Source organism: Microbacterium oxydans (genome assembly GCF_000956525.1).
GTDB classification, from domain to species: domain Bacteria; phylum Actinomycetota; class Actinomycetes; order Actinomycetales; family Microbacteriaceae; genus Microbacterium; species Microbacterium oxydans_A.
In genome coordinates this window covers 112,855-138,224 of the sequence record NZ_JYIW01000018.1, presented here as the reverse complement: position 1 = coordinate 138,224, position 25,370 = coordinate 112,855, and the positions used below count along the sequence as shown (strand labels likewise).

Sequence of the window (25,370 nt, the reverse complement as noted above, 5' to 3'; positions counted from 1 at the left end):
GAGGGGCGTGTTGTGACCCCTCACGGAAGGGGTGCGCACGCGCGAGGCACCACGGCGCGTGCTCATTCGGACAACCAGGCCGAGTCGAGCTTGTACCGGGAGTAGAACGCGTCGCTCTCGTAGCCCTTGAGCTTGTTCGCGTCCCAGACCTCGAAGTACACCGGCACGGCTGCGGGCACGACCTCGAGCACCTGCTCGGCGGTCTCCTCGGCGAGCTGGTCGATGAGGTCGTTGTACTCCTCGGGCGTCGCCGCCGCCATGGCCTGCGTCAGCAGCTCGCGGGCCTTGTCGGCGTCGGGGTTGCCGTCCCAGTGGTTGTACACGCCGCCTTCGAGCAGCACCGGCTGCAGGTAGAACGCTGCGGATGCTCGCGGGCTGCCCGGGATCGCGACGAGGTCGGTCCAGGACTCGCCGGTGGTGAAGATCGGTGCGATCTCCGACAGCGGCGTCGCCTCGAGCTTGAGCGTGATGCCCGCCTCGGCCAACTGCTGCTGCATCATCTCGTAGACCGGGTGGTGCGACTGCGCCACGTCTCCCATGTAGCTGAGCGTGATCTCCGGGTTCGGCTGCCCGGCGTCCTCGAGCAGCTTCTTCGCCTCGTCGATGTCGCGCGTGTAGTACGGCAGATCCGTGGCGTCGGGGGCCCCCGGGTCGCCGGCCGGCGGCACGAACGAGATGCCGGCGTTGCCGAGCATCGCGGTGTCGACCAATGCCTGACGGTCGAGCGCGAGCGAGAAGGCGCGGCGCACGTTCACGTCGGCGAGGGGGCCCGCTTCCGGGTTGATGTAGATCGCGAGGTTCTGGCGGAAGGGCGGGTCGCCGAGCGTGAAGCCGGCGGACTCGGCCTGACCTGCGAGGCTGCCGTCGATGAACGACGCCGCCTGCACGCTGCCCTGCTGCACGGCGGCGAGCAGGGTGCTCTCGTCCGGGTACAGCTCGAAGACGATCGAGTCGAGGTTCGGGGCCTCTCCCCAGTACTTCTCGTTCTTGTCGAGCGTCACGCTGACGCCCTGCGACCACTCGGTCACCTGGAAGGCGCCGGTGCCGAAGGTCTGCGTCTGGCGTTCCTCCTCGGATGCCGCGCCGTAGCCCTCCTCGCTCACGATGAAGAAGGTCTGACGTGCCGAGACCGCGTCGAGGAACGTGCCGTCCGGCTGGCTGAAGCGGAAGGTGACCTCGTGGTCGCCGGTCGCCTCGACGCTCTCCATGTTGACGAGGTAGGTGGCGTTCGTGCCGCCGTCCTTGCGCGTCTCGAAGGAGTACACGACATCGGATGCGTCGAAGGGGCTGCCGTCGGCGAAGGTGACGTCGTCGCGCAGCTGGAAGACCCAGGTGAGCTCGTCCGGCTGCTCCCAGTCGGTGGCGAGCGCCGGGTTGACGGTGCCGTCGTTCTCGCGGGTGAGCAGCGTGTCGTAGGCGATCGAGTCGATGACCTCGGCTGCGATCGCGGAGGCGACCATCGGGTCGAGGCCACCGGCGGAGGGCTCGGCAGGCACACCCCAGGTCAGGGTGCCGCCGGCGACGGGCTCGCCATCGTTCCCTGCGCCGGTCGATCCTCCGGTGTCGGTGCCGCAGCCGGTGAGCGCCAGGGCGCCGACGGCGATGACCGCCGCGCCCATGAGAACTGCCTTCTTCATAGCTGACTCTCTTCTGTGTGTGTGGTGCCTCGGGTGATGCTGTTCGCTCGGGTGGTGCTGTGCTTCTTCACACGGTCGGCGCGACGCCGACCGAGCGAGAAGGCGGGTTCCCGTCGGGGTGCGAGCCAGTCCTGCAGTCCGTCGGCGAGGAGGTTCCACGCGGCGGACAGCAGGATGATGACCAGCGACGGCAGGATGATCAGGAGCGGCTGCAGCTGCATGAAGCGGGTGAACTCGCTGATCATGCGGCCGGCCGACGGCTCGGGTGCTTGCACGCCCTGTCCGAGGTAGCTGAGCGCCGCCTCGATCAGCACGATCTGGGACGCCACGGAGGCGAATTGCACGAACAGCGGCGTGAGCACGTTCGGCAGCAGGTGCTCGACCACGATGCGGCTGCCCCGCACGCCCGAGAGTCGGGCGGCGAGCACGAAGTCGCGGTCGCGCATCGCGATCACCGGAGCCCGCATCACCCGGGCGAAGCCGGGGGCGAACACGAGACCGAGCGCCAGGATCAGCGGCCAGGCGCCGTTGCCGATCACGACGCCGACCACCAGGGCGACGAGGATGGCCGGCAGGGCGAGCAGCGCATCGACGACGCGCATGATGACGGCGTCGACCCAGCCGCCGACGTAGCCGGCGATCAGACCGAGTGTGGTGCCGACGACGGCGCCGAGCAGGGCGCCGGCGCCGGAGATGAGCAGGCTGGTACGGGCGGCGAGCGCCAGCCTGGTGAAGGTGTCGCGACCGAGGTTGTCGGTGCCGAGCAGGTTCGAGGCCGATGGTCCGGCCATCGCCGGCCCGGCGGTGGCGAGCGGGTCGTACGGCGGCCACAGCGACATCCAGCCGGCGAGCAGCAGGATGAAGCCGAGGATGCCGGCACCGGCCCAGAACGAGGGGCCGAGATTGGGACGGCGGCGGCGGCGCGTGCCGGCAGCGGAGGCCAGGGCGAGTTCGCGGGTGACAGTCATCGCGTGTGTACCCTCACTCGGGGGTCGATCAGCGGATAGATCAGATCGACGATGAAGTTGATGCCGACGTAGACCGCGCCGATCAGCAGCACGGTCGCCTGGATGATCGGATAGTCGGAGCTGCGGATGCCGGTGAGCAGCAGCTGCCCCATGCCGGGGAGCGAGAACACCTGCTCGATCACGACGGTGCCGCCGACGAGCGCGGCGAGCTCGATGCCCACGACGGTCGTCACCGGGATGAGCGCGTTGCGCAGCGCGTGACGGCCGACCAGTCGCGATGGGGGCGCCCCCTTCGCCCTCGCCGTGCGCACGAAGTCCTGGCCGAGCGTGTCGAGCAGCGTGCCTCTCGTGTACCGGGCGATGATCGCCGCGAGCACGATGCCGATCAGCAGAGCCGGCAGCACCAGCACGCCGATCGCCTTGGCCGGGTTGCCCGCGGCCCCCGAGTATCCGATCAGCGGGAGCTTCAGGGTGAGCGAGTTGATCAGGATCAGCACGGCTCCGAGCACGAACGGCGGGGTGGCCAGCAGCACGAACGAGGTGCCGCGGACGATGTGGTCGCTGGGTCGGCGCCAGCGGGTCGCCGCCAGAATGCCGGCCGGCAGTCCGAGCACGACGCCGAACAGCGTCGCCATGACGGCGAGCGTGAGGCTGAGCGGCAGGCGGTTGGCGATCATGTCCGACACCTGGCCGGGAAGCGTGATCGCGGCGCCGAAGTCTCCGCGGAGCACGCCGCCCAGCCACACGAAGTACTGCGTGATCGCCGGCTGGTCGAGGCCGAGCTCGGTGCGCAGCTCCGCGAGGGCCTCGGGGTCGGGGTTCGCCGGGTCGGCGAACGCGGCCAGCGGGTCGCCGGGGATGATGCGCACCATCGAGAAGACCAGCACCGACAGGACGACGAGCACGAAGAGCGACGACAGCACTCGCGTGACGATGTAGCGCGCCATTCAGCAGTCCGTCTTCGTCGACATGCTCGTCACGGTACCGAGGCGCATGCCGCGCGATAACGGTGTCTCGACCCAGCGGATCAGATGCTTCATGGGTGAAACCTCCATGTCGAGCGGCTCGCGGGAAGCCGGCGGATCAGCGGGTCAGAGCGGCGGCGGAGAACTGGGACACGTCGTCGGAGGTCGCTCCGTCGAGAGCGAGCTCCGACAGGATGCGGCCGAACGCCGGCGTGAACTTGAAGCCGTGGCCCGCGGCCAGGGCGACGATCACATCGGGATGCTCCGGCAGCGGCCCGAGCACGAAGCGACGGTCGGGGGTCAGCGCGTACTGGCATGTGACGGTGCGCAGCTGGGCGCCGGCGCCGGGAAGCAGCCCGTGCACGAAGCCGTCGAGCTGGGCGGTGAGTTCCGGCGACGGGACGAAGGTGCGCTGCTCGGGCGTCATCCGGTTGTCCGAGACATCGCGGGCCGCCTTGATGGTCGGCTCGCCGAAGGTCGGGAAGCCGTAGTAGCACTCGTCGTCCTCCCAGATCCAGACCGGCAGGGTGTCGGCGCCGAGCGGCGTGGGGTCCTCGGGCCGGAAGTACGTGACCTGCTCCTGCATGATGTCGAGCGGAATGGCGGCGCCGAGCGGCTCGAGCAGCGCGTTGGTCCAGGCATCGGCGGCGACGATGACCTTCGCGGCCCGCACCTCGCCGTTCGCGGTGCGGACGATCACGCCATCGCCGTCCGGCACGATCGCCTCGACGGCCGTGCGGTCGCGGATGTCGGCGCCGAGCGCCCTGGCGCGAAGCTGCAGGGTGGCGACGGTGCGGGAGGCATGCGCGATCCCGGAGTCCGGCGTGTAGATGGTCTCGACGTTGTCGGGGATCGTGAACTGCGGCCAGCGGGCGTGCACCTCGGCCGGGCTCAGCAACTCGTGCGGCACGTCGCACTCGGTCAGCGCTGCAGTGAAGTCGGATGCCGAGTACGGGCCGTCGGTGGGGATGAAGATGACGCCGCCGGTGATCGTCAGCAACCGCTCGCCGGACTCCTGCTGCAGGTCTTCCCAGTCGCGGTAGGCCGACTGTGCGAGGCGCACGTACTCCGGTGCACCGTAGGAGGTGCGCACGATGCGGGAGGTGTCATGCGATGCACCGCGGACATGGCCGAGCTCGTACTGCTCGAAGGCGACGACGCGCGCCCCCCGCCGAGCCAGGTGATAGGCGGCTGCGCTTCCCAGCGCCCCCATTCCGACCACTGCCACCTCGAAGCTCTCCATGACCCACCGTTCTCTCGTCGTCTGCGATAGCTCAGTGTGGTCATCGCGCGGCGGGCGCAGCCATAGGTCGATCACCCATGCGACGAGAAGATGAATGTGCGGTGAACACGCTGTCGGTCGACGCCGACCGGTTCTCATGCCGGCTCGCGGTTGTCAATCCCGTGGCCCGATTCATGGCGCGATGGAACAGTGGCACTTCCATCGATCCTTCGAGGAGAGGAAGTCGCCATGAGCGCTGCAGATGACATCAAGAACGCCGCTGAGAAGGCCGCAGGCAAGGCCAAGGAGGGCGTCGGAAAGCTCACCGACAACGAGAAGCTCGAGGCCGAGGGCCGAGCTGATCAGGTGAAGGCGTCTGCCAAGCAGGCCGGCGAGAATGTCAAGGATGCCGCCGAGAAGACCGGCGAGAACGTCCGGGACGCATTCAAGGAGTGAGACCCACGCATCGCGCGGGCCTCACTCCTTGACTGTGTTCTGGGGTGAGGCCCGCGATGCGCGGACCTCACGGTGTGTGGTCAGACCTTGCGGCTGCCGCTGATCGATCGGATCAACCAGGCGATCACGGCGATCGCGAGCAGGACGAGTCCCACCCACAGCAGGAACTGCAGCGACTGCACGAGTCCGCCGGTGATCGCGAGGATCACGGCGATGACGATGACGATGATGAGGAGGATGTTCATCGGTCTTCCCTTCTGAGCGGGGCTGGGCACCCCGATTGCAACTCCCCACGCTATTGCTCGGGGCCGCATCGTCAGAGGGGGTTGACGGGGACACCTCTGTGATGCGATGAACAGGAGCGAGATCATGCCAGGACGCCGCAACAACTCACTGAAGGACCCGGAGCTCTACGAGGAGCTCCGCGATGACGGCGCGTCGAAGGAGAAGGCCGCACGCATCTCGAACGCCGCTGCCAAAGAGGGGCGCAGTGCGGTCGGACGCCGCGGCGGTGAGCACGGCGACTACGAGGACTGGACCGTCGCCGAGCTTCGTCCGCGTGCGAAGGAGCTGGGGCTGACCGGTTACAGCTCGCTCCGCAAGGCGGAGCTCATCTCCCGGCTGCGGAACCACTAGGCGGCGTCGGATGGCGCGCTTCGGCATCGAGGAGGAGTTCGTCTTCCTCGACGATGCGACCCTGGTGCCCATCGGGATCAGCGATACGGACCGCGAGTCGCTGGCCGACCGGGCGTCGCAGGGCAGGGTGCTGGCCGAGTATCTGACCTGCCAGGTCGAGTGCGTGACCGATCCGGTCGACACGCTCGCGGAGGCCGGAGCGCAGGTGCGTCACCTCCGTGGGCTGGTGGACGAGCACGCCACCACGCGCAGTGCCATCGCCGCGGCATCCGGCACCGCCTTCGCGACCACCGGATCGCTCACGGTCGTGTCGGCTCCGCACTACGACGATGTCGCCTCGCATCTCGCCCACATCACTCGCGGTCACGAGGTGAACGGTCTGCACGTGCACGTCGAGATCGGCGACGACGAGGAGCGCGTCCGGGCGCTCAACCGGGTGCGGGGCTGGCTCCCCGTGCTGCTCGCGCTCACCGGTAACAGTCCGTTCGCCGACGGCGTCGACACGCGCTTCGCCAGCTGGCGCAGTGTGGCGATCCGCCGCCTCCCCTCCTCGTGGAGCCCACCGCGGTTCCACGACCTCGACGACTACCGCTCGCAGGTCGACCGTCTGATCGAGCTGCACGCCATCGCCGATGCCGCGTCGCTCTCGTGGGCAGCCAGGGTCTCCGATCGCTTCCCGACGCTCGAGGTCCGCGTGTTCGACGCGCAGCTGCATCCGGATGACACCCTGTTCGCGGCCGCACTCACCCGCGCGATCGCCGTGACGGACGACCTCCGAGGCTCGCACGTCCGCATCGACCAGCTCGACGCATCGCTGTGGACGGCCGCGCGACACGGCATGCACGCCCGCCTCGTCGATCCGGCGAGCGCAGCGGTGTCGGATGCCCGGACGCTCGCCGGCGCGATGCTCGACGCCGTGCGCCCAGCGCTCGAGGAGCACGGCGACCTCGCCTTCGTGGAGGATCGGATCGCACGAATCGGCAGCGACGGCACCGGCGCCGATCGACAGCGGGCCGCGTTCGGGTCCGACGGGGTCGCGGGCCTCGGCCGGCTCTACCGCGATGGCATGCACTCGTCGCACGACGAGCACTGACCACCCTCGACGTCGTCCCCCGGGAGTATCGTCAGGCTGTGGCCTCCTTCACCCCGCTGCAGCGGCTCGTGATCTCGATCGCCGTGCTGGCGTCGTTCGTGACGTTCCTCGACGGCACCGTCGTGACCGTCGCGCTGCCTGCCATCAGCCGAGAACTCGGCGGCGGCATCACGACGCAGCAGTGGGTCGTCGATGCGTATCTGATCACGCTGAGCGCGCTGATCCTGCTCGCGGGGTCGGTCGCCGACGCCTACGGCCGCGTGGTCGTGATGCGGGTGGGACTCATCGCCTTCGGCATCGCCTCGATCGCGGTCGCCGCCTCGATCGATCCGATCATGCTGATCGTCTCCCGTGCGGCGCAGGGCGCTGCCGGTGCGCTGCTCGTGCCGAGTTCGCTCGCCCTGATCACCGCCACCATGCGCTCCGACGTGCAGTCCAGGGCGATCGGCGTGTGGACTGCGTTCACCACCGGCGCCCAGCTCGTGGGCCCGCTGCTCGGCGGCCTGTTCGTCGACTACCTGTCGTGGCGTTTCGTCTTCCTGATCAACGTCGTCCCGATCGGCATCACGCTGCTGCTGCTCGCCCGCCTGCACCTGCCGGAGCATCCGCGGGGCGTGAAGGTCGACTGGTGGAGCGGTGCCCTGTGCGCGATCGGCCTCGGCGCGGTCGTGTTCGCGCTGATCGAGCAGCCGAACCTCGGTTGGGGCTCACCGGCGATCTGGCTGCCCGGCATTCTCGGCGCCCTGCTCTTCGCATGGTTCCTGCTCCGCCAGCAGCGCTCGGCCTCGCCCCTCATGCCGCTTTGGCTGTTCCGGGTGCGCGACTTCGGCTGGGGCAACCTGGCGACCCTGTTCGTCTACGCGGCGCTCTCGCTGAACGGTTTCGTGATCGGCGTCTACCTGCAGCAGGGCGCGGGCCTCTCGGCGACCGCGGCGGGTCTCGCGAGTCTGCCGTTGACCATCCTGATGATCCTGCTCAGCTCGCGCGCCGGGCTGTGGGCCGGCCGCTTCGGCCCGCGGATCTTCATGACGGTCGGTCCGCTGCTGATGGCCGTCGGCACGCTGCTGCTGCTGACCGTCTCGACCGACTTCTCGTACTGGTGGCAGGTGCTGCCGGCGATGATCGTGATGGGTCTCGGGCTCTCGCTCACGGTGGCCCCGCTCACCTCGGCGATCCTCGGCGCGATCGACGAGTCGCATTCCGGCATCGCCTCCGCGGTGAACAACGCGGTCTCCCGTGTCGCCGGGCTGCTGGTGGTCGCGATGCTCTCGACGATCGTCGGCGGCGCCCTCGACCTCGACGGCTTCCACAACGCCGCGTGGGTGACGGCGACACTGCTCGTCCTGGGTGGGGCGGTGTCGTGGATCGGCATCCGTCGCAACCCTGCGGAAGCGACGGATGCCGAGGCCACGGCACCCGGTGGGGTCAGCTGACGTCGCTGAGCGACTTCGCGATGTGCGTGTGCACTGCCTTGAGCCACGACACGAGGAACTCGGTGGTCGAGTCGTCGGTCACGTCGCCGTCTTCCGTGAAGAGGCCGTCGCGCATGTGGATGTAGGCCTCGGGCTGCGACAGCTCGGGCGAGGCGAGGAACGACAGGATCGAACGCAGGTGCTGCTGCGCCACGGCGGTGCCGATCGGTCCGATCGAGCCGCCGATCACGGCCGAGGGCTTGCCGGCGAGGCTGTTCTGGCCCCAGGGACGGCTGGCGGTGTCGAGTGCGTTCTTCAGCACACCCGGCACGGAGCGGTTGTACTCCGGCGTGATCAGGATGACGGCGTCGGATGCCTCGATCGCCGCCTTGAACTCGGCGGCCTCCGCGGGGATCGCCCCGTCGTTGTCTGCCGAGTAGAACGGCAGGCCGGCGATCGGGATCTCGGTCAGCGTCAGGTCCGCCTGCGGCGCGAGCTTCACGAGCGCCCTCGAGAGGCGGCGGTTGATCGAGGTCGAGGAGATGCTGCCGACGAGGAAGCCGACGGTGTACGTGGTCATACGGAGAGGTCCTTTCAGGAATTCCATGCAGATGCATGTATATGCAACCACACCTCGGCGATGCGCATTCCGGATCGCCACGTATCGGTGCCGTGCGAATGCACGACCTCCTCCCGCACGGCCGCCAGGAGGAATGGGAGTATCCGCCCGAGGGCTGGCCGCAGCATCCGACCTATGCTCGAGGGATGGGCTCGAAGGAAAGCGGCGAACTGTCCGGGGCGACGTGCTGAATCGCGCGACCGGAGCCGTGGCGCTGCTCGCCGCCGCGGTGCTCGCCCTCACCGGGTGCGCCGAGACGACCGGACACGTGGGGCACGCGGGGAATCGGCCCGATGCCGCGGCATCCGCAGCTCCGACAGGATTCCCCGCCGGTGCGGTGCCCGACTATCAGCTCGGCGGCGCCTATGAACCGGCGGCAGGCGTCGGCATCGTCGGGCGGGATCGGTCGGCGGACCCAGCACCGGGGATCTACTCGATCTGTTACGTGAACGGCTTCCAGACGCAGCCGGGCGAGCTCGACACCTGGGCGGAGGACCTGCTGCTGCATCACGACGGCGAGCCGGTGTTCGACCCGGACTGGCCGGACGAGGCGCTCGTCGACACCTCGACCGCCGAACATCGCACGCGCATCGCACAGCAGGTGACGCCGTGGATCGACGCCTGTGCGGATGCCGGGTTCGACGCTGTCGAGTTCGACAACCTCGACTCGTACACGCGCTCCGACGGCGCGCTCACGCTCGACGACAACCTCTGGCTCGCGACGATGCTGGTCGACGCTGCCCACGCCTCAGGACTCGCAGCCGGACAGAAGAACGCCGCAGAGGCCGCCCGGGTGCTGCACGCGCAGGCCGGCTTCGACTTCGCGGTCACCGAGGAGTGCGCGGCCTATCAGGAATGCGCGGCGTACACCGAGGTCTACGGCGACAGCGTGATCGACATCGAGTACAGCGACCAGCTGCCGCGCGCGTTCGCCGAGATGTGTGCCGACCCCGAGTCCCCCGCGTCGATGGTGCTGCGCGACCGCGATCTCGTGACGCCGGACGACGAGGCGTACGTGTTCGAGACCTGCGCGGGCTGACCCGCGCTGCGCGGGCTGACCCGCGCTGCGCGGGCTGACCCGCAGGGAGCGAACGGAACCACGCCGGCTGCGCCCTGTCAACGGGTGCGCGGCGGAAGCCGGAGTGCGCGAGGCTGGGCAGCTCCGGCATCCGGCTCTCGGATCCGGCATCCGACTGAGAGGACTCCCCCATGTCTGAACCCCGCTCGTACCCCGAGGACCAGGGCCCCTTCGACGCCGAGGCCGAGACTCCGGCCGGCGAGAAGACCTTCACCGCCGACGACCCGGCCGCGCCGGACGCCGTGCAGTACGACGCCGATCAGCAGGACGCCGACGATGCCGACGAGCTCGAGCAGGGCGACGACGTCGAACTCGACCCGCTGGAACAGGGCGCCGAGTCGAACGTCGACCCAGACCTGGGCATCTCGCAGTAGTCCGGGGTCCAAGAGCAGAACCGCCGGCGGCCCGCTGCGCTCCGATGGGAGCGACCGCAGACCACCGGCGCGCGGGGGAAAGGCTGAAGCCGCACCCTCGAGGGCTTCCGCACCCCGCGCCACTGAACATAGGTCACGCACAGCACCGCCACGAGGGGCTTGCCCTCGGAGATGCGGATGCGCTATCCCGGTGTCCGGCGCGTTGCGTGCCTGCCTCCGGGTGAGCACAGAGCGCGCGGATGCCCGGCCGCATCCGCGTCGTCCCGAGCGTCGGAGCCCTGCGATAGCGTCTCCGTGTCATCCAGCCGCAGTTCCGGAAGGTGCCCCGATGCCGCTCATCCCCGCTCTCGATGTGAGCGATGACGATCTCGCCGAGTTGCGGCGACGCCTGCACGCGACCAGATGGCCCGAGCCGTGGCCGGCGACGGGCTGGGACGCCGGCACCGATCAGGGGGAGCTGCGGCGGCTCGTCCGCATCTGGGCCGAGGACTTCGACTGGCGGGCGCAGGAGCGGAGCATCGCCGATCTGCCCTGGCACACGGCAGACATCGACGGCACCGACATCGCGTATCTGCGCTTCGATGCAGAGCCCGGCGGCGACGGTGTCCCGATCCTGCTCACGAACGGCTGGCCCAGCACCGCGCTCGAGCTCACGGAGGTCGCGCAACGACTGGCGACGCCGTCGCAGTTCGGCGGTGATGCCGCACATGCCGCGACCGTGATCGTGCCGGCACTGCCCGGCCTGCCGTTCTCCCCGCAACGGCCGCGGCTGGGCGTGCAGACGCACGACCTCTGGCATCTGCTGATGACCGAGCATCTCGGCATCTCGCGGTATCTGGCGCACGGCGGCGACCTCGGCGCCGGGATCACGTCGCGTCTCGCCCAGGCGTACCCCGACGAACTGGTCGGCATCCATCTGCTGGCCGTCGCCCCGCCGTCCGACGTCGACGACGCGTCGATCACGCCGGAGGAGCGCGCACACCTTTCACGGGTCCAGGCGTGGCTGTCCGCCGAGGGCGCCTACCAGCACCAGCAGCAGACCCGGCCGCTCACGCTCGCGCCGGCGGTGTCGGACTCCCCCGCCGGCCTGCTCTCGTGGGTCCTCGAGAAGCACTGCGCCTGGAGCGATTGCGACGGTGATGTCTCGTCCCGCTTCAGTGACGAGTATCTGCTGACCCTGGGGTCGCTCTACTGGTTCACGAACTCGATCGGCACCTCGTTCCGGGCGTACTACGAGCACGCCGCGGGCCTGACCACCGCGGTGGAGCGCGTGGAGGTGCCGACCGCGGTCGCGCTGTTCCCGCATGATCTCGCTTCGCCCCCACAGAGCTGGGTCGAACGCACCTATCACCTCACCCGGTACACGCGGATGCCGCGGGGCGGCCATTTCGCCCCGCATGAGGAGCCCGCACTGCTCGCTGACGACATCGCGGCATTCGCGCGAGAGCTGCAGCCCGGACGCAGCCCGGAATGATCCCGACGAGGTCGCGTCGGTCCGACGCGCACGCACCGCTACATTGAGGGCATGACTTCCCGCGTCGCCGCCATCATCTTCCGGCTCGTGTTCGCCGCGCTCTCGCTGACAGCCGTGTTCGTGCAGCTGTTCGCCGTGACCGTCGCCAACGGCTACAGCATCCCGAACTTCTTCGCCTACTTCACGAATCTGTCGAATCTGATGATCTCGATCGTGTTCATCGTGAGCGCTGTTCGCCTGCTGCGCGGGCGCAAGGATCCGTCGGACGCGGTGGTCGCCATCCGCGGTGGCGTGGTCGTCTACATCGTGTTCGTCGGCATCGTGTTCAACACGATCCTCGGCGACGGCGACATCGGTCCGGTCATCCCGTGGGTCAACGTCGTCGTGCACATGATCGTGCCGGTCGCCGGGATCCTGGACTGGATCCTCTGGCCGCCGCACCGCCGCCTGCCGTTCCGGGTCGTGCTGTGGTGGATGATCTGGCCCGCCGCGTACTCGATCTTCTCGATCGTGCGCGGCGCGGTCGACGGGTTCTACCCGTACCCGTTCTACAACCCGGAGCGGAACGGTGGATATGGCGGCGTCGCGCTCTGGTGCGCGGCGCTCGTCGTGGTCTTCTTCCTGCTCGCACTGCTGATCCGCTGGCTCGGGAACGTTCGCCAGCGGGCAGTGCACGCCTGATCGCGTCGGCACGATCCGACTGACTGAGGCCCGCCGGATATCCGGCGGGCCTCAATCGTGCGGTGCGGATCAGACCAGCGCGGCCCGGAGCCCTGCAGCCGCGGCAGCGACGTCAGGGGCGCCGTAGATCGCGCCGCCGGCGACGGCGATCTGCGCGCCGGAGGCCTGCACGGCCGCGATCGATGAGGCGTTCACGCCACCCGCGACCGAGAACGGCACACCCGCGGCGCGGCCGGCCTCGAGCAGCCCGTCGAGCGAGTAGCCCTCCTTCGCCTGCTCGTCGAGACCGGCGTGCATCTCGACGAACTCGGCGCCGAGGGCGACGACCTCCTTCGCGCGGGCGGCCTTGTCGGCGACACCGATCAGGTCGACGACGATGCCCTTGCCGTGCTTCGTGGCTGCCTTCACCGCGCCGGTGATGGTGCTGTCATCGGCCGAGCCGAGCACCGTGACGAGGTCGGCGCCGGCCGCGAATGCGATCTCGGCCTCGAGCTCACCGGCATCCATCGTCTTCAGATCGGCGAAGACGATCTTGTCAGGGTGCGCCTGCTTCATGGCGGTGACGACCGAGAGGCCCTCGCTCTTGATGAGCGGGGTGCCGAGCTCGAGGATGTCGACGTGCTCGGCGGCGGATGCTGCGAGGTCGAGTGCCGCTTCGGTGGTGAGGGTGTCGATGGCGAACTGGATCTTCATGTTCCTGCTTTCGTGAGGTGTCGGCCGGGAGGCCTGGATCATTCGAGGTTCGAGTGGCGCGGCCAGAGGTCGTCCGCCGAGGCCCCGCTGCGCTGCCAGAGCGCGTGGAACAGCGCATCGCCGAGGAGGACGACGGTCTGTTCGAACAGGCTGCCCGCGTACTGCGCCGAGGCGGCACCGGAGCGGTCGAGCTTGCCGGCGGCCGGCACCGCCACGACGACCCGCGAGAGCTCGGCGACCGGCGACTCTGGGGCGGTCGTGATCGTCGCGACCATCGCACCGACCTCGCGCGCGGTCGTGGCGGCGCGGACGATCCCGGTCGTCGTGCCTGAACCGGTCGCGGTGAGCAGCAGGTCACCCCGCTCGATCGCCGGCGTCGTCGTGTCGCCGACCACGAAGACCCTGAGCCCGAGGTGCATGAGTCGCATCGCGGTCATCCGCAGCGCGAGTCCGGAGCGACCGGCGCCGAGGAGGAACACGCGATCTGCGTCGAGCACGGCCTCGGCGAGCGCGTCGATCGCATCGGACCCGGTGTCGGCGAGCGCCTGGAGCGCGGCATCCGTCTCGGTCCGGACGATACGGATCGCGTCGGCGGAGGTGGCGGTGGGAGTGCTCATCCCTCGATCATCGAACGACGTGCGTCGCGCCGGGGTCCGCCGAATGTCTGGAAGAACTAGCCGCTCGGCTAGCGCTGCCCGATCGACTAGCCTCGGGACATGTCCACCACCGTCACGACCCACGGCGCAGTCACCTCGCAGGCCGCACGAGTGCACAGCTCGGAGCAGGCCCGCATCCTCGCCGAGCAGTCCGACCGGCACGCGGTCACGCTCGAATCGATCCTCGCGGTGCTGCGCTCGACCCGCCTCGGCGACCAGGCGGCCAGGCAGACCGCGATCGATGTGACCGCGGCCGCACTCGTCGAGCTGCGCACAGCATCCGATGTGCGCGAGAGCGACTTCCTCGAACCCGTGGTCGGCGCGTTCGAACGACTGAAGCGCGACCTGCGCCCGCTCGTGCGCTTCGGGCAGCTCGACGTGCAGTTCGTCGAGCCGCCGGCGAACGGGCGTGCGCTCCCCGGCGCTGTCGCGCTGTCGGCGCGGGCGATCGTCCGCAACGCCGTGCTCGCCTTCGCTGACGCCGACGACGCCCGCCGGGTGCGCATCCAGTGGGACTGCGACGGCCTGAACCTGCTGATCGGCATCAGGGACGACGGCAGCGGCGAGCTCACCGCCCACGACGACGCACTGCGCAGGATCGCCGAGCAGGTCAGCGCGACCGACGGCACCCTCAGCGTCTCGTCCACACCGGGATGGGGCAGCGATCTCAGCATCGTGCTGCCGCTCGACCCGCCGCCGGCATCCACACACTCGGTCGAGGAGGACATCGACCTCAGCGAGCGGGAGCGCGACGTGCTGCGACTGCTGAGCACCGGTGCCCGCAACGCCGAGATCGCCGCCGAGCTGCGCATCAGCCCGCACACCGTGAAGTTCCACGTCTCGAAGCTGCTGCGCAAGACCGGCGCACGCAATCGAGCCGAACTCGCCGCACTCGCGCGCTGACCCGAGGCGGCGGGGCGGGGCACACGCTCAGCGGACGGACGGGAGAATGGATGCATGTCCCCGAAGACCCAGCGGCGGCTGCTCGCCTCGGTGCACAGGATCCTGCACACCGACCCCTCGAACGTCGCTCCGACCGAAGTCATGCCCATCATCGACGAGCGCACGGTGCCGAGGGTGCTCGACCTCGCGACCCGCATCGGCGAGTCGATGTTCGCGGTCGGCGCCTCGGCCCATGAGGTGACGCTCGCGATCACCAGGGTCTGCGACTCCTACGGCCTGCGCGGCGTGCAGGTCGACGTGACCTACAACTCGATCACGGTGTCGTTCCACCTGAGCGGCGAGGTCTGGCCGGAGACCCTGGTGCGCGTCGTGCGGGTCACCGCCCCGGATCACGCCAAGCTGCAGCGCGTGCAGGCGCTCGTCTCCGACATCCGCGCAGGTCTCGATCTGGAGTCGGCCCGCACGGCCTTCCGCGTGATCCGCCGGGTGCCATTCCGCTACCAGCAGCCGGTGGTCGTGGTCGCCCGCGCCCTCCTCGCGGTCGGCGTCAGCATCCTCCTCGGCGCGACACCGATCATCGTCGGACTCACGTTCGTCGCCGCCCTCGCGGCCGCACTCACCCAGGCGGCCCTCGCCCGCGTGCAGGTCCCCCTCTTCTTCAGCCAGATCGCCGGTGGCTTCGTGACGACCGTCGTGGCGGTGGCCGTGTCGGCACTCGGCGCCGCCGGGATCGAGCCGTTCGTCGGCATCCGCCCGTCGATCATCGTCGCCTCCGGCATCGTGCTGATGCTCGCCGGCCTCACCGTGGTCGGCGCGGCCCAGGACGCGATCGACGGTTTCGCACTCACGGCCGGCGGTCGGATCCTCGACCTCACGATGCAGACGCTCGGGGTGGTGATCGGCATCCTCGTCGGCCTCGAGCTCGGCAGCGTGCTCGGATTCACGATGGACCTGCCAGACGATCCTGCACCCTTCGGTCCACTGCCGAGCGTGTTCGCCGGCGCGATCATCATCGCCGTCGCGGTGGCGGTCTTCAACGGTGCGGGCATCCGCATCATCCTGGTGAGTGCGCTGCTGAGCGCCATCACGATCGCCGGCTACACCGGATCGATCGCCGTCAATCTGCACCCTGCGGCCGCGAGCGCCGTCGGTGCGCTGCTCGCGAGCTTCATCGGGGTGATGATCGCGCACAACCTGCACGTGCCGTCGGTGGCCGTGACGACAGCGGCCATCGTGCCGCTCGTGCCCGGTGTCGCGGTCTTCCAGGGGCTGCTCGAGATGGTCCACACCGACGGCACGGCGACCGCGGTCGTCGGCGCCGGCGGCTCGCTCGTGTACGCCGCCGTGGTCGGCGTCGGCCTGGCATCCGGCGCCTCGCTGGGGCTGTACCTCGGCACGCCGGTGCGCGCCACGCTCGACAGCGTGACGAAGACCAGAGCGCGCGTGCGGCGCTGACCCGACGACCTCAGTCGGGCAGCTGCTGCCCGGCGAGGATCAGGATGCGGCGCAGATGCATCGCGCACAGCACGCCGGGGCCCATCGATCGTCGCGCTTCGACGGTGCGGTCGTCGACGGTCTCGAGCAGCAGCCGCACCGCCCGCGCCGCCTCGCCGCGCACCCGATGCGCCTCGGCCGAGTCGAGGTCGTCGAGGGCGATCACCGCGGCGACCGCATGGCAGGCATCCGTCAACGGCGCGACGACCGTGGGGTCGAGGTCGAGCGCACCTGGGCGGTCCCAGATCGTGTCGGCGATCGTGTCTGACACGTCGCGGATGCGGTCGGCGATGCGGTCGAGTGCGGCCAGCTGCGCGTGCACGTCGGCGGTGTGCGCTCGGCTGCCGCGGGCGCGAAGGTTCCAGCGACGGCTCTCGTCGGCCTCGTCGAGCGTCGCTCGCACCGAGCGCGCGGTGTCGGCCAGCGAACCGGCATCCAGGGCCCACTGCTCACGCTCCGGCGGCCAGGACTCCGACACGGCCACTGCGATGTCGTCGAGATGCGCTGCCAGCTGCGCGCGGAACTCACGCACCCGCAGCTGCGCAGAGGCCGTGAGCGGTGCCGGCGCGATGACGAAGTTGACGATGAGCCCCACCACGACGCCGACCGCGGTCTGCGTGAGGTAGCCGAGCGAGTAGTCGTCGGCGTTCTGCCCGCCGATGATGAGCACGAACAGCGCAGCGATCGGCACGTAGTCGCGCCCCGCGCCGAACCAGCCGGTTCCCGACACCAACACGCCGACGCCGACGATCAGCGGGATGGTCCACCACGTCGGCCCGACGGTGATCACCACGAGCGCGGCGAGACCGATCCCGGTCGCGAGACCGAGCAGGGTCTGCAGGCTCGACCTCGCCGACCCCATCAGCGTCGGGTACATGCTCAGCAGCGCGCCGAGCGGCGCGTAATACGGATACTCGTCGGTGACCCCCGGCATGTGCGGGGCGATCCACCACGCGAGGCCCACCGCGAGCATGGTCTTCGCGACGAGCAGCAGGCGTGCCGGATGCACGGCACTGCGGGCTGTCAGCGCAGCGGCGCGGCTGCGGGCACGGAGGTCGGTGATGATGGCTGGCTCCTTCCGGGCATCCAGCATCCCGTGTCCTGGCGGCACATGCCCACCCCTTGACACATCGAGCCGATGGCCCGATCGGACCCGGATCCAAGTGCTCAGGAAACTCTCAGCAAAAACTCGTGTCCCCCATTTGGGGGACACGCGGTTTCCGCGCTATTCTCGATGACGGCGGCTGGGGCTGCCATGGTGAAGCGTCTGGGGCGCAGCACCGATTGCAGTGAGCAGGACAGCCACACCCCCCGGTGGCAGCGCCCTCTCGAGAGTCAGGCTGGGGAGCCGAAACTCGAGAGGGGCGCGCCTGTTCGAACCCTCCACCATCCGCTCAGACGCCGGCGTACAGCTCGCCGACAGGAACAGCGATCGGGAGCACGTTGCCGGGTTGGGCCAAGGGGCATGCCCACGCCGGATCGTAGGCGCAGGAGGGGTTGTACGCGAAGTTGAAGTCGAGCACGATCGTGCCGCGCTCGGCATCAGAACCGAGATCTGCGCCCTTGATCGTGTCGATCAGATAGCGCCCGCCGCCGTAGGTTCCGCCGGGGCGCCCGGCCAGCGCATCGCGCACCGGGATGAACAGCCCGCCCCCATACGTGGTCAGCCGCCAGATGTCGAGTGAACCGGCATCCGGGACCTCGACCCTGCCGATGCGTTCGAACGGCACGACGCCGTCTGTCCCGGTCGCGAAGTCGAAGCCGCCGGGTTCTGCCGGCAGGATCGGCAACTCGAACCGCCACGCCGCGTCGTACGGAGCGATCGGCAGTCCCTCGAACAGCGGCCGGTCCGCCGAGAGCAGCGGCGTCGCCGGGTGATGCAGCAGCAGCTCGTCGCGCTCGATCCGCCAGAGCTCATGCGCATCCTCGGGAGACTCCGCCCGGCGCACGGCGTCGTACAGCGCGAAGACGCGGCGTCGCCAATCGACGACCTGTGCGGCGGTGCGGGCGCTCGTTGCAGTCATGAGGCCAGGGTACGCGGCGCGCGGCGCGGACGGCTGATCCTCAGCGCGCCTCGACAGCGAGGATCCGCCGCAGGGTGACGGGCGTCACCCGCTCCCGCACGGTGCCGGTCTCGCCGGCGAGTTCCGCGATCGTGGTGCGGCCGCATCCGGTCGCTGAGGAGATGCGTCGCAGCGACCACCCCTGCGAGCGCAGCGCGCGGACCTTCGCGATCGCCGGGCCGGAGTCGAGGGTCTCGGCGCGCGGCGCGATCCCGGCAGCGCGCGCGATCCGCATCCGATGCCGTGCACGCGACTCGGCGCAGGAGACGCCGTCGTCGCCGCCAGGGCACAGCCTGCTGTCGCGACAGCCCAGGAGGTAGCCGTTCGGCGTGCCGTGCTCGATCGGCGTCCCCACGCCCGCAGACCGCCGCGCCGCGTATTCCTGCACGTATCGGCGTCGCGCGTCGGCGCAGGTCATCGCCCCGCGAAGCCGGTTCGGGCATCCGCTCGCGTCCCGGCATCCTCTGGCGTACCCCCACGGCGTGCCGTGCACCGCGCGCACCGGCTCGTGCGACGACGTCATCACGCCGACGTTGCCGTCCCTGGGCAGCGGCTGATCCGCGGGAAGACGCAGCAGGTGGTAGTCCCCTCGCCGCCGCACGACCGCTTCCGCGCAGCTGAGCATCTCCGAGTCCTGGCCGTTCGGGCACATCGCCCTCGTCCGGCAGCCCGCGTCGTAGCCGGCGGCGCTGCCGTGCGGCGCCGAGACGTCGCAGGGCAGCCGGCTCATCGCGCGCGCCCGAACTGCAGGAGCACCTTGCTCGACACGGTCGGGTCGGCGGCGAGCGCGAACGCGTCTTCAGCCGAGCGCCAGCGCTTGACGTGACTGATCACCGGCGCGATCCGCAGCGTGCCCTGAGCGAGCGCGGCGATCACCTCGTCGATCTCGTCGTTGAAGCGGAACGACCCGAGCAGGTCGAGCTCCTTCGCGATCGCGAGAGCCACCTGCACCGGCTGCGGACCGCTCGGCAGGAGCCCCACCATGGCGACCGCGCCACCGCGGGCGGCCGCTCTGATCGCGGTGTCGAGGCCGCGGTGGCTGCCGGAGGACTCGATCACGACGTCTGCATCGATCGCGGCGATGTCGGCGTCGTCGGGCTGCTGCAGCGTCACGTCGGCCCCGAGTTCCCGCGCGATGCGGAGGGGGCGCTCATGCAGGTCGATCGCGGTGATGTGCCGTGCACCCCTGGCCGTGAGCACGGCGATCGTCAGCAGGCCGATCGGACCGCAACCGACGACGAGCGCGGAGAGGTCGGTGACATCGCCGATCCGGCTGACGGCATGCCAGGCGACGCTGGCCGGCTCGATGAGCGCCGCCTCCTGCAGGTCGACGCCCTCGGGGAGCACGCGCAGCATCCGGGTGGGCATCGCGACGCGGTGCGCGAAGGCGCCATCCCGGTGCGGGAAGCGGGCGGCGGAGCCGAGGTAGCCGCCGCCGGAGATGTTCGGCCGGTCGACCGGGTGGCGGATGACCTCCTTCGCAGGGGTCGCCGGATGCACCGCGACGCGGGTCTTCTCCGAAGGGCCGCTGCCGTCAGCCGCGGCTCGGCGGACGACGCCGACGACCTCGTGCCCGAGCACCATCGGGGCACGGAGGATCGACTCCCCCGCGGCACCGTGCTTCCAGTAGTGGAGATCGGAGCCGCAGATGCCGCCGTAGATGACGTCGATCACCGCTTCGTCCGGCGCCGGCACCGGCTCGGGGATCACGTCGAGACGGAGATCGCCGGCCTCGTGGATCACGAGCGCGTGCAGGGCATCCGACATCAGACCACCGCCGTCATGCCGCCGTCGACGAAGACGACCTGTCCGGTGACGAAGCGCGACGCGTCGGACGAGAGCCAGATCACGGCGCCACCGATGTCGTCCGGCTCGCCCCAGCGACCCACCGGTGTGCGGCCGAGGACCCACGCGTTGAACGTCGGATCGTCGACGAGCGACTGCGTGAGCTCGGTGCGGATGTACCCGGGGGCGACGCCGTTCACGCGCACACCGCTGCCCGCCCATTCGGCGGTCATGGCCTTGGTGAGGTTGCGCAGCCCACCCTTCGCCGCGGTGTACGCGCCGATCGTGGGGCGTGCGAGGTCGGTCTGCACCGAGCAGATGTTGACGATTGCCCCGCTGCCGCGCTCGACCATCGCACGCGCTGCGGTGCGGCCGACGAGGAAGGCGCTGGTCAGATCGGTGCGGATCACGCGCTCCCAGTTCTCCAGGCTCACCTCGAGCATCGGCTCACGGTGCTGCATGCCCGCATTGTTCACGAGGATGTCCAGCGGGCCGCGGGCTTCGATGTCGCGGATGCCGGCGATGACGGCGCCTTCATCGGTGATGTCGAAGGCGGCGGCCGACACGGCATCCGTCCCGTACTCCTGCGCGAGCGATGCGGCCGTCACCTCGACGACCGCTGCGTCTCGACCGTGCACGACCACGTGCGCACCGGCGCCGAGCAGCGACCGGGCGATCGCGAGGCCGATACCGCGGCTGGAGCCGGTCACCAGCGCGCGCCGACCGGAGAGGTCGAACGGGTTCGCGATCCGCTGCCCGGTCATCGCAGTGCGCCGACGGCTGTGGCGATCTCCTGGATCGCCGCGGTGATGGTGTCGAGGTCGGTCGCGAACGAGATCCGGAAGAACGGCGACTGCCCGTAGGCGGAACCCTGGATCACGGCGACGCCCGCCCGGTCGAGCAGGTACAGGGTCACGTCCTGATCGTCCGCGAGGATGCTGTCGTCCTCCGTACGCCGACCGATGAGGCCGGCGCAGTCGACGTACAGGTAGAACGCGCCGTCCGGCACGAGCGGGATGAGCCCATCGATCGCGGTCAGCCCTACCACCGCGGCGTCTCGGCGCTCGCGATACACCGGCACCGACTCGGCGATGAAGTCCTGCGGTCCTTCGAGCGCTGCGGCCGCCGCGGCCTGACTGATCGACGACGGGCACGACGACGTCTGCGACTGCAGCGTGTTGATGGCACCGATGAGCGCTGGGTCGCCTGCCGCGTATCCCAACCGCCAGCCGGTCATCGCGTACGACTTCGAGACCCCGGAGACCACGAGCACGCGGTGCCGGAGGTCCGGGGCGACGGATGCCAGGCTCGGCGCCGGCGAACCCGTGAACGAGATCTCGCTGTAGATCTCATCCGACAGCACCGAGACGGCTGGATGGCGACGCAGCACCTCGGCGAGCTCGGTGAGCTCCTCCGCGGTGTGGATCGCGCCGCTCGGGTTGCCGGGGCTGTTCAGGATCAGCCAGGTGGTGCGGTCGGTGATCGCGGCCTCCAGCTCGGCGGCCGTCAGCTTGTGGCCGGCCTCGGCCGACGTCGAGACGATCACCGGGGTGCCGTCGTTCGCGCGCACCATGTCGGGGTACGACACCCAGTACGGCGCAGGGATGAGCACTTCGTCGCCGGCATCCACGGTCGCCATCAGGGCGAGGAAGATGACCTGCTTGCCGCCACCGCCCACCGTGATCTCGGCATCCGAGTACTCGATCCCGTGCGTGCGCTGCAGCGAACCCCGGATCGCCTGACGCAGACGGGGCGTGCCGTTCACCGGCGTGTACTTCGTCTCGCCCGCCTCGATCGCCGCGATCGCCGCCTGCTTGACATGCGCAGGAGTGTCGAAGTCGGGCTCGCCGACGGTCAGGTCGAGGATGCGCCGGCCCTGCGCCGTGAGCTCCCGCACGCGTGCCGCTGCGGCCGTGCTGGGCGACGGCTTGATGCGGCCGAGCCGCGCGGCCGCCGTGAACGACGATGCGATCGCGTCGGTCATGAGGCGTCCTCGATGTCGGAGGTGAGGCCCTTCGCCTTGAGCACCTCGGTGAGGTTGCAGAGCTCGATGGTCGTACCACCGGCCCAGTACTTCGTGATGAGCTCGGCCTCGTGCGCGTCACGGGCGGCCGACAGCTCGGCTGCCTCGCGGGCCTCTTCGCGGCGCACCACGACCACTCCGTCGGCATCGCCCTTGACAATGTCGCCGGGGCGGATGAGTTCGCCGGCGAAGACCACGGGCTGGTTCAGCGCGCCGAGGGTCTCCTTCACGGTGCCCTTGATCGACACGCTGCCGGAGAACACCGGGAGGCCGAGCTCGCGCAGCTCCTGGGTGTCGCGCACGCCGGCGTCGGTGACGAGCGCCGCGATGCCCTTCGCCTTGCATGCGTTGCCGAGCACGTCGCCGAACATGCCGGCCTCGGCGAACTCGCCGGCCGAGACGATGAGCACGTCGCCCGGCTGCGCGTAGTGGATCGCGACCTGGAGCATCAGGTTGTCGCGGGGAGCGCACACGACGGTGAACGCCGAGCCGACGAACGAGGTGTCGCGGTCGATGGGCGTGATGTTCGAGTTCAGCGCACCGCGGCGCCCCTGCGCCTCGTGGATGGTCGCTGCGCTGAATTCGCCGAGCCGTGCGATGTCGGCTGCGTCGGCGCGCTCGATCTTCGTGGTGACGTGGACCATGGTGTCGTTCCTTACTCTGCGTTCTCGAGGACGGCGTCCTGCTGGCGGCGCTCGAAGGTGAGTCCGCCGGGCACCTGGAATGTGGGCATGAGCTCGATGAGCCCGATGTTGACGTGCGCCGGTGCATCCACGGCGTACTCGATCGCCGCCACGATGTCGTCGACCGTGAGCGACTCGAAGCCCTCGTAGTAGGTCGCCCACGCCTCGGCATCCGTCTCGGGCGTGCCGCCCAGGTTGCGCGAGAAGATCTCGGTCTCGATCCGACCTGGGCTCAGCTCGGTGACGCGCACCCGCTTGCCCATCGCGTCGTTGCGGAGCTGCCGCGAGAGCTGATGCACGGCCGCTTTGGTCGCGTGATAGGCGGTGTGACCGAAGAAGTTGTAGTGCCCGGCGATCGAGGAGATGTTGAGCACGTGACCGCGGTCGCGCTCGACCATGCCCGGGTAGACCAGGCGCAGGATCTGCATCACGGCCGTGAGGTTCACCTCGATCAGGTCGTCGAGATCCTCAGCGGAGGCACTCAGGATGTTGCCCGCACGACTGACCCCTGCACTGTTCAGCACGATGTCCGCTTCGACGCCCTCGAGCTCTCGAGCGAGCGCAGCGGTGTCGCGCACATCCAGGGCGTGGGTGATCACGCCGCGCTCGGCGAGGGCCGCGAGCCGCGACTCGTCGCGCGCGATCGCGTGGACCGTGAGTCCCTTCGCGAGGAAGAGGTCGATCGCACCGCGGCCGACGCCGCTCGTCGCGCCGGTGACGACGGCGACACGGTAGTCGGAGAAAGTCATAGCAGGGTCCTTCCGGTGGTGGCTGTTGCGAGCGCGTCCAGAGCCGCGAACACGGACTGGACGCGAAGACGGAGCGCTTCGAGTTCGACGAGCTCGGCGCGAGCTCTGGCTGCGGCGTCCGCCGCGGAGAGTCGACGGAAGCGCAGGTGCTGACCGGGGCGCACCTGCGCCAGCACGTCGAGCGAACCGGGGGTCACGACGGCGAGCACCGGGTAGCCGGCGGTCACACCGCGCCCGCGATGCAGCACCAGGAGCTCGTCCCCCGGCGGCACCTCGACCGCGCCGACCGGGACACCGCGGGAGAGCACCTCGCCCTGCGTGATCCGCTCGGGCAGCGGCCCGGTCATGCGCAGACCGATGTGGTTGCTCTTCGGCGTGACGAGATAGGGCTGCTCGAAGAGCCGATCCGCGGTGCCGGCGAAGTCGTCGATGTCAGGGCCGTCGGTGACGTCGACGACGAATCCCGTCGCGAGGCGGGGCACGTCGAGGCTGTAGAGCTCGGCGGAGAAGTGGGCGTTGAAGATCGGCGCCGTCGAGCGTCGCACGGGGATCGTTGCGCCGCTGACCAGTCGACCGCCGAAACCCAGCACCGAGTCGGGGGCGCAGCTGCCGAGGAGCCGCGGCACGTCGAACGATCCGCGCACCGCCAGGTACGCCCGGAGTCCGCCCTGGATCTGTCGCAGCGCGATCACCTCGCCCGCACGCACCGAGACCGGTTCGTTGGAGGGACGCCCGACGCCGTCGACCGTGAGATGCCCGTCTGCGCCGCTCACCGCGATCAGCAGGTCGACGTCGGCGACGAACTCGGCGTCGAGCGCGGTGATCTCCAGCACCGGCGCCGTCTCGGGGTTGCCGACGAGGATGTTCGCGATGCGGGCCGAATGCTGATCGAGCGCACCGTTCACCGGAACGCCGAAGCGCGGTCCGCGGCGGCGACCGAGGTCGGTGACCTGCGTGGAGCCGGCTTCGATGACGGTCAGCGCCCCGGCGTTCATCGCGCCACCATCCTCGTGCCGAGCAGCGACTCGTATTCGTCGTCGTCGATCGCGCGGAAGCGGATGAGGTCGCCCGGCTCGTACGGCACGAAGGGCTCGGCAGCGAGGTCGAGCACCGTCAGCGGGGTGCGGCCGATCAACGGCCAGCCGCCGGGCGCGGCAGCGGGAGTGATCGTCGCCTGCCGGCCGGCGACCGAGACGACGCCCTGCGGCACATGCGCGCGCGGGCTCGCGAGGCGCGGGACCGGGAGCGGGAAGGGCGGGCCGTCGAGCATCGGCGATCCGCCAGGGGCCCCGAGGCACCGCACGACGTAGGTCGGCTCGCTGTGGAGACGGATGACGTCGTCGATGGTCAGCCCCTGCGCATCGGCGACCATCCGCAGGTCGAGTTCGCCGTCGACGTCGTACCGCACCGGCACGTCGAAGGTGCGAGGGGTCTCGGTGAGCGGACGCTCGACGTCGAGTCCGTCGACCACGTGCGCGAGGTACACGCCGAGCCGATCGAGCGACACCTCGGCGGGGTCGAGCTCGATCAGGGCCGCGTCATAGGTCGGGATGACGCACTCGACGCCGGGAACGTGCGCTGCGTCGATGAATCGGGCGAGGTGATGGACGAGGCGCCACCCCGCCTCACGGTCGGGCAGTGCGCTGACGACGCGCAGCGCGGAGGTGCCGCTGGGCGAGATGACGACGGATGCTGCAGCCATGTCG

General features: G+C 69.8%; 28 protein-coding genes. 10 read left to right on the top strand and 18 right to left on the bottom strand.

Annotated elements, in window-relative coordinates:
* Positions 1-62: 62 nt before the first annotated feature.
* From RS83_RS03635 to solA, 4 genes are all read right to left on the bottom strand, one after another.
* Entirely contained in the window at positions 63-1,637 is a 1,575-nt protein-coding gene (locus RS83_RS03635) for an ABC transporter substrate-binding protein (RefSeq protein WP_082071504.1), read from the bottom strand.
* Positions 1,634-2,605 (bottom strand): ABC transporter permease, encoded by a 972-nt coding sequence (locus RS83_RS03630; RefSeq protein WP_052678816.1) that lies wholly within the window; start codon positions 2,603-2,605, stop codon positions 1,634-1,636. Before RS83_RS03630 ends, RS83_RS03635 begins: the two co-directional genes overlap by 4 nt.
* Positions 2,602-3,552 carry an ABC transporter permease gene (locus RS83_RS03625; protein ID WP_045278144.1) on the bottom strand — a complete coding sequence of 317 codons (951 nt, stop codon included), beginning with the start codon at positions 3,550-3,552 and terminating at the stop codon, positions 2,602-2,604. The genes RS83_RS03630 and RS83_RS03625 overlap by 4 nt, the downstream gene beginning before the upstream one ends.
* Positions 3,553-3,688: 136 nt before the next feature.
* Positions 3,689-4,813 (bottom strand): N-methyl-L-tryptophan oxidase, encoded by a 1,125-nt coding sequence (gene solA / locus RS83_RS03620; protein ID WP_045278143.1) that lies wholly within the window; start codon positions 4,811-4,813, stop codon positions 3,689-3,691.
* Positions 4,814-5,041: 228 nt separating this feature from the next.
* Between solA and RS83_RS03615 the strand changes: the two genes are divergently transcribed.
* A complete protein-coding gene (locus RS83_RS03615; protein ID WP_045278142.1) occupies positions 5,042-5,248 on the top strand; it encodes a CsbD family protein in 207 nt (68 codons plus the stop codon).
* Positions 5,249-5,328: 80 nt separating this feature from the next.
* Here RS83_RS03615 and RS83_RS18900 read toward each other — a convergent pair whose 3' ends face one another.
* Positions 5,329-5,493 (bottom strand): hypothetical protein, encoded by a 165-nt coding sequence (locus RS83_RS18900; protein ID WP_170198021.1) that lies wholly within the window; start codon positions 5,491-5,493, stop codon positions 5,329-5,331.
* 124 nt (positions 5,494-5,617) lie between these two features.
* On the opposite strand from RS83_RS18900, the gene RS83_RS03610 reads away from it, so the two are divergent.
* The 3 genes from RS83_RS03610 to RS83_RS03600 are packed head-to-tail and all read left to right on the top strand — an operon-like array spanning position 5,618 to position 8,410.
* A complete protein-coding gene (locus RS83_RS03610; RefSeq protein WP_045278141.1) occupies positions 5,618-5,884 on the top strand; it encodes a DUF7218 family protein in 267 nt (88 codons plus the stop codon).
* A gap of 10 nt (positions 5,885-5,894) precedes the next feature.
* Positions 5,895-6,977 (top strand): carboxylate-amine ligase, encoded by a 1,083-nt coding sequence (locus RS83_RS03605; RefSeq protein ID WP_045278140.1) that lies wholly within the window; start codon positions 5,895-5,897, stop codon positions 6,975-6,977.
* 38 nt (positions 6,978-7,015) lie between these two features.
* Positions 7,016-8,410, top strand: a complete 1,395-nt coding sequence (locus RS83_RS03600; RefSeq protein WP_045278139.1) for an MFS transporter — start codon at positions 7,016-7,018, stop codon at positions 8,408-8,410.
* Here RS83_RS03600 and RS83_RS03595 read toward each other — a convergent pair.
* Positions 8,403-8,969 carry an NADPH-dependent FMN reductase gene (locus tag RS83_RS03595; protein WP_045278138.1) on the bottom strand — a complete coding sequence of 189 codons (567 nt, stop codon included), beginning with the start codon at positions 8,967-8,969 and terminating at the stop codon, positions 8,403-8,405. The genes RS83_RS03600 and RS83_RS03595 overlap by 8 nt on opposite strands.
* 226 nt (positions 8,970-9,195) lie before the next feature.
* On the opposite strand from RS83_RS03595, the gene RS83_RS03590 reads away from it, so the two are divergent.
* From RS83_RS03590 to RS83_RS03575, 4 genes are all read left to right on the top strand, one after another.
* A complete protein-coding gene (locus tag RS83_RS03590) occupies positions 9,196-10,047 on the top strand; it encodes an endo alpha-1,4 polygalactosaminidase (RefSeq protein ID WP_052678824.1) in 852 nt (283 codons plus the stop codon).
* 170 nt (positions 10,048-10,217) lie between these two features.
* Positions 10,218-10,460 (top strand): hypothetical protein, encoded by a 243-nt coding sequence (locus RS83_RS03585; RefSeq protein WP_045278137.1) that lies wholly within the window; start codon positions 10,218-10,220, stop codon positions 10,458-10,460.
* Positions 10,461-10,788: 328 nt separating this feature from the next.
* The gene (locus RS83_RS03580) at positions 10,789-11,934 is read left to right on the top strand and encodes an epoxide hydrolase family protein (protein ID WP_045278136.1); all 1,146 of its coding nucleotides are present in this window, start codon (positions 10,789-10,791) and stop codon (positions 11,932-11,934) included.
* A 51-nt stretch (positions 11,935-11,985) separates the two neighbouring features.
* Complete coding sequence (locus RS83_RS03575; protein WP_045278135.1) at positions 11,986-12,615, top strand: Pr6Pr family membrane protein; 630 nt, start codon at positions 11,986-11,988, stop codon at positions 12,613-12,615.
* Positions 12,616-12,684: 69 nt separating this feature from the next.
* On the opposite strand, the gene hxlA is transcribed toward RS83_RS03575, so the two are convergent.
* On the bottom strand, positions 12,685-13,308 hold the full coding sequence (gene hxlA / locus RS83_RS03570) for a 3-hexulose-6-phosphate synthase (RefSeq protein WP_045278134.1): 624 nt from the start codon (positions 13,306-13,308) through the stop codon (positions 12,685-12,687).
* Between the two features lie 38 nt (positions 13,309-13,346).
* On the bottom strand, positions 13,347-13,925 hold the full coding sequence (gene hxlB, locus RS83_RS03565; protein ID WP_045278133.1) for a 6-phospho-3-hexuloisomerase: 579 nt from the start codon (positions 13,923-13,925) through the stop codon (positions 13,347-13,349).
* A 99-nt stretch (positions 13,926-14,024) separates the two neighbouring features.
* On the opposite strand from hxlB, the gene RS83_RS03560 reads away from it, so the two are divergent.
* Together RS83_RS03560 and RS83_RS03555 are read left to right on the top strand one after the other, a co-directional pair.
* On the top strand, positions 14,025-14,867 hold the full coding sequence (locus RS83_RS03560) for a helix-turn-helix transcriptional regulator (RefSeq protein ID WP_045278132.1): 843 nt from the start codon (positions 14,025-14,027) through the stop codon (positions 14,865-14,867).
* 54 nt (positions 14,868-14,921) lie between these two features.
* The gene (locus tag RS83_RS03555) at positions 14,922-16,322 is read left to right on the top strand and encodes a threonine/serine ThrE exporter family protein (RefSeq protein WP_045278131.1); all 1,401 of its coding nucleotides are present in this window, start codon (positions 14,922-14,924) and stop codon (positions 16,320-16,322) included.
* A gap of 10 nt (positions 16,323-16,332) precedes the next feature.
* Here the strand turns inward: RS83_RS03555 and RS83_RS03550 are convergent, their stop codons facing one another.
* The 10 genes from RS83_RS03550 to RS83_RS03505 all read right to left on the bottom strand — a co-directional run bounded on the left by RS83_RS03550 (position 16,333) and on the right by RS83_RS03505 (position 25,366).
* Complete coding sequence (locus tag RS83_RS03550) at positions 16,333-17,454, bottom strand: FUSC family protein (protein WP_082071501.1); 1,122 nt, start codon at positions 17,452-17,454, stop codon at positions 16,333-16,335.
* A gap of 301 nt (positions 17,455-17,755) precedes the next feature.
* Positions 17,756-18,385 carry a DUF1684 domain-containing protein gene (locus tag RS83_RS03545; RefSeq protein ID WP_045278130.1) on the bottom strand — a complete coding sequence of 210 codons (630 nt, stop codon included), beginning with the start codon at positions 18,383-18,385 and terminating at the stop codon, positions 17,756-17,758.
* A gap of 40 nt (positions 18,386-18,425) precedes the next feature.
* On the bottom strand, positions 18,426-19,154 hold the full coding sequence (locus tag RS83_RS03540) for a hypothetical protein (RefSeq protein ID WP_156153103.1): 729 nt from the start codon (positions 19,152-19,154) through the stop codon (positions 18,426-18,428).
* Positions 19,151-20,191 (bottom strand): zinc-binding dehydrogenase, encoded by a 1,041-nt coding sequence (locus tag RS83_RS03535; RefSeq protein WP_045278128.1) that lies wholly within the window; start codon positions 20,189-20,191, stop codon positions 19,151-19,153. Before RS83_RS03535 ends, RS83_RS03540 begins: the two co-directional genes overlap by 4 nt.
* Positions 20,191-20,973 carry a glucose 1-dehydrogenase gene (locus RS83_RS03530; protein ID WP_045278127.1) on the bottom strand — a complete coding sequence of 261 codons (783 nt, stop codon included), beginning with the start codon at positions 20,971-20,973 and terminating at the stop codon, positions 20,191-20,193. The genes RS83_RS03535 and RS83_RS03530 overlap by 1 nt, the downstream gene beginning before the upstream one ends.
* Positions 20,970-22,193 (bottom strand): aspartate transaminase, encoded by a 1,224-nt coding sequence (locus tag RS83_RS03525; protein WP_045278126.1) that lies wholly within the window; start codon positions 22,191-22,193, stop codon positions 20,970-20,972. Before RS83_RS03525 ends, RS83_RS03530 begins: the two co-directional genes overlap by 4 nt.
* Complete coding sequence (locus tag RS83_RS03520; protein WP_045278125.1) at positions 22,190-22,876, bottom strand: 4-carboxy-4-hydroxy-2-oxoadipate aldolase/oxaloacetate decarboxylase; 687 nt, start codon at positions 22,874-22,876, stop codon at positions 22,190-22,192. Before RS83_RS03520 ends, RS83_RS03525 begins: the two co-directional genes overlap by 4 nt.
* Before the next feature lie 11 nt (positions 22,877-22,887).
* Positions 22,888-23,664 (bottom strand): SDR family oxidoreductase, encoded by a 777-nt coding sequence (locus RS83_RS03515; protein ID WP_045278124.1) that lies wholly within the window; start codon positions 23,662-23,664, stop codon positions 22,888-22,890.
* Complete coding sequence (locus tag RS83_RS03510; RefSeq protein ID WP_045278123.1) at positions 23,661-24,659, bottom strand: biotin-dependent carboxyltransferase family protein; 999 nt, start codon at positions 24,657-24,659, stop codon at positions 23,661-23,663. Before RS83_RS03510 ends, RS83_RS03515 begins: the two co-directional genes overlap by 4 nt.
* Positions 24,656-25,366 (bottom strand): 5-oxoprolinase subunit B family protein, encoded by a 711-nt coding sequence (locus RS83_RS03505; protein WP_045278172.1) that lies wholly within the window; start codon positions 25,364-25,366, stop codon positions 24,656-24,658. The genes RS83_RS03510 and RS83_RS03505 overlap by 4 nt, the downstream gene beginning before the upstream one ends.
* Between the last annotated feature and the right edge of the window lie 4 nt (positions 25,367-25,370).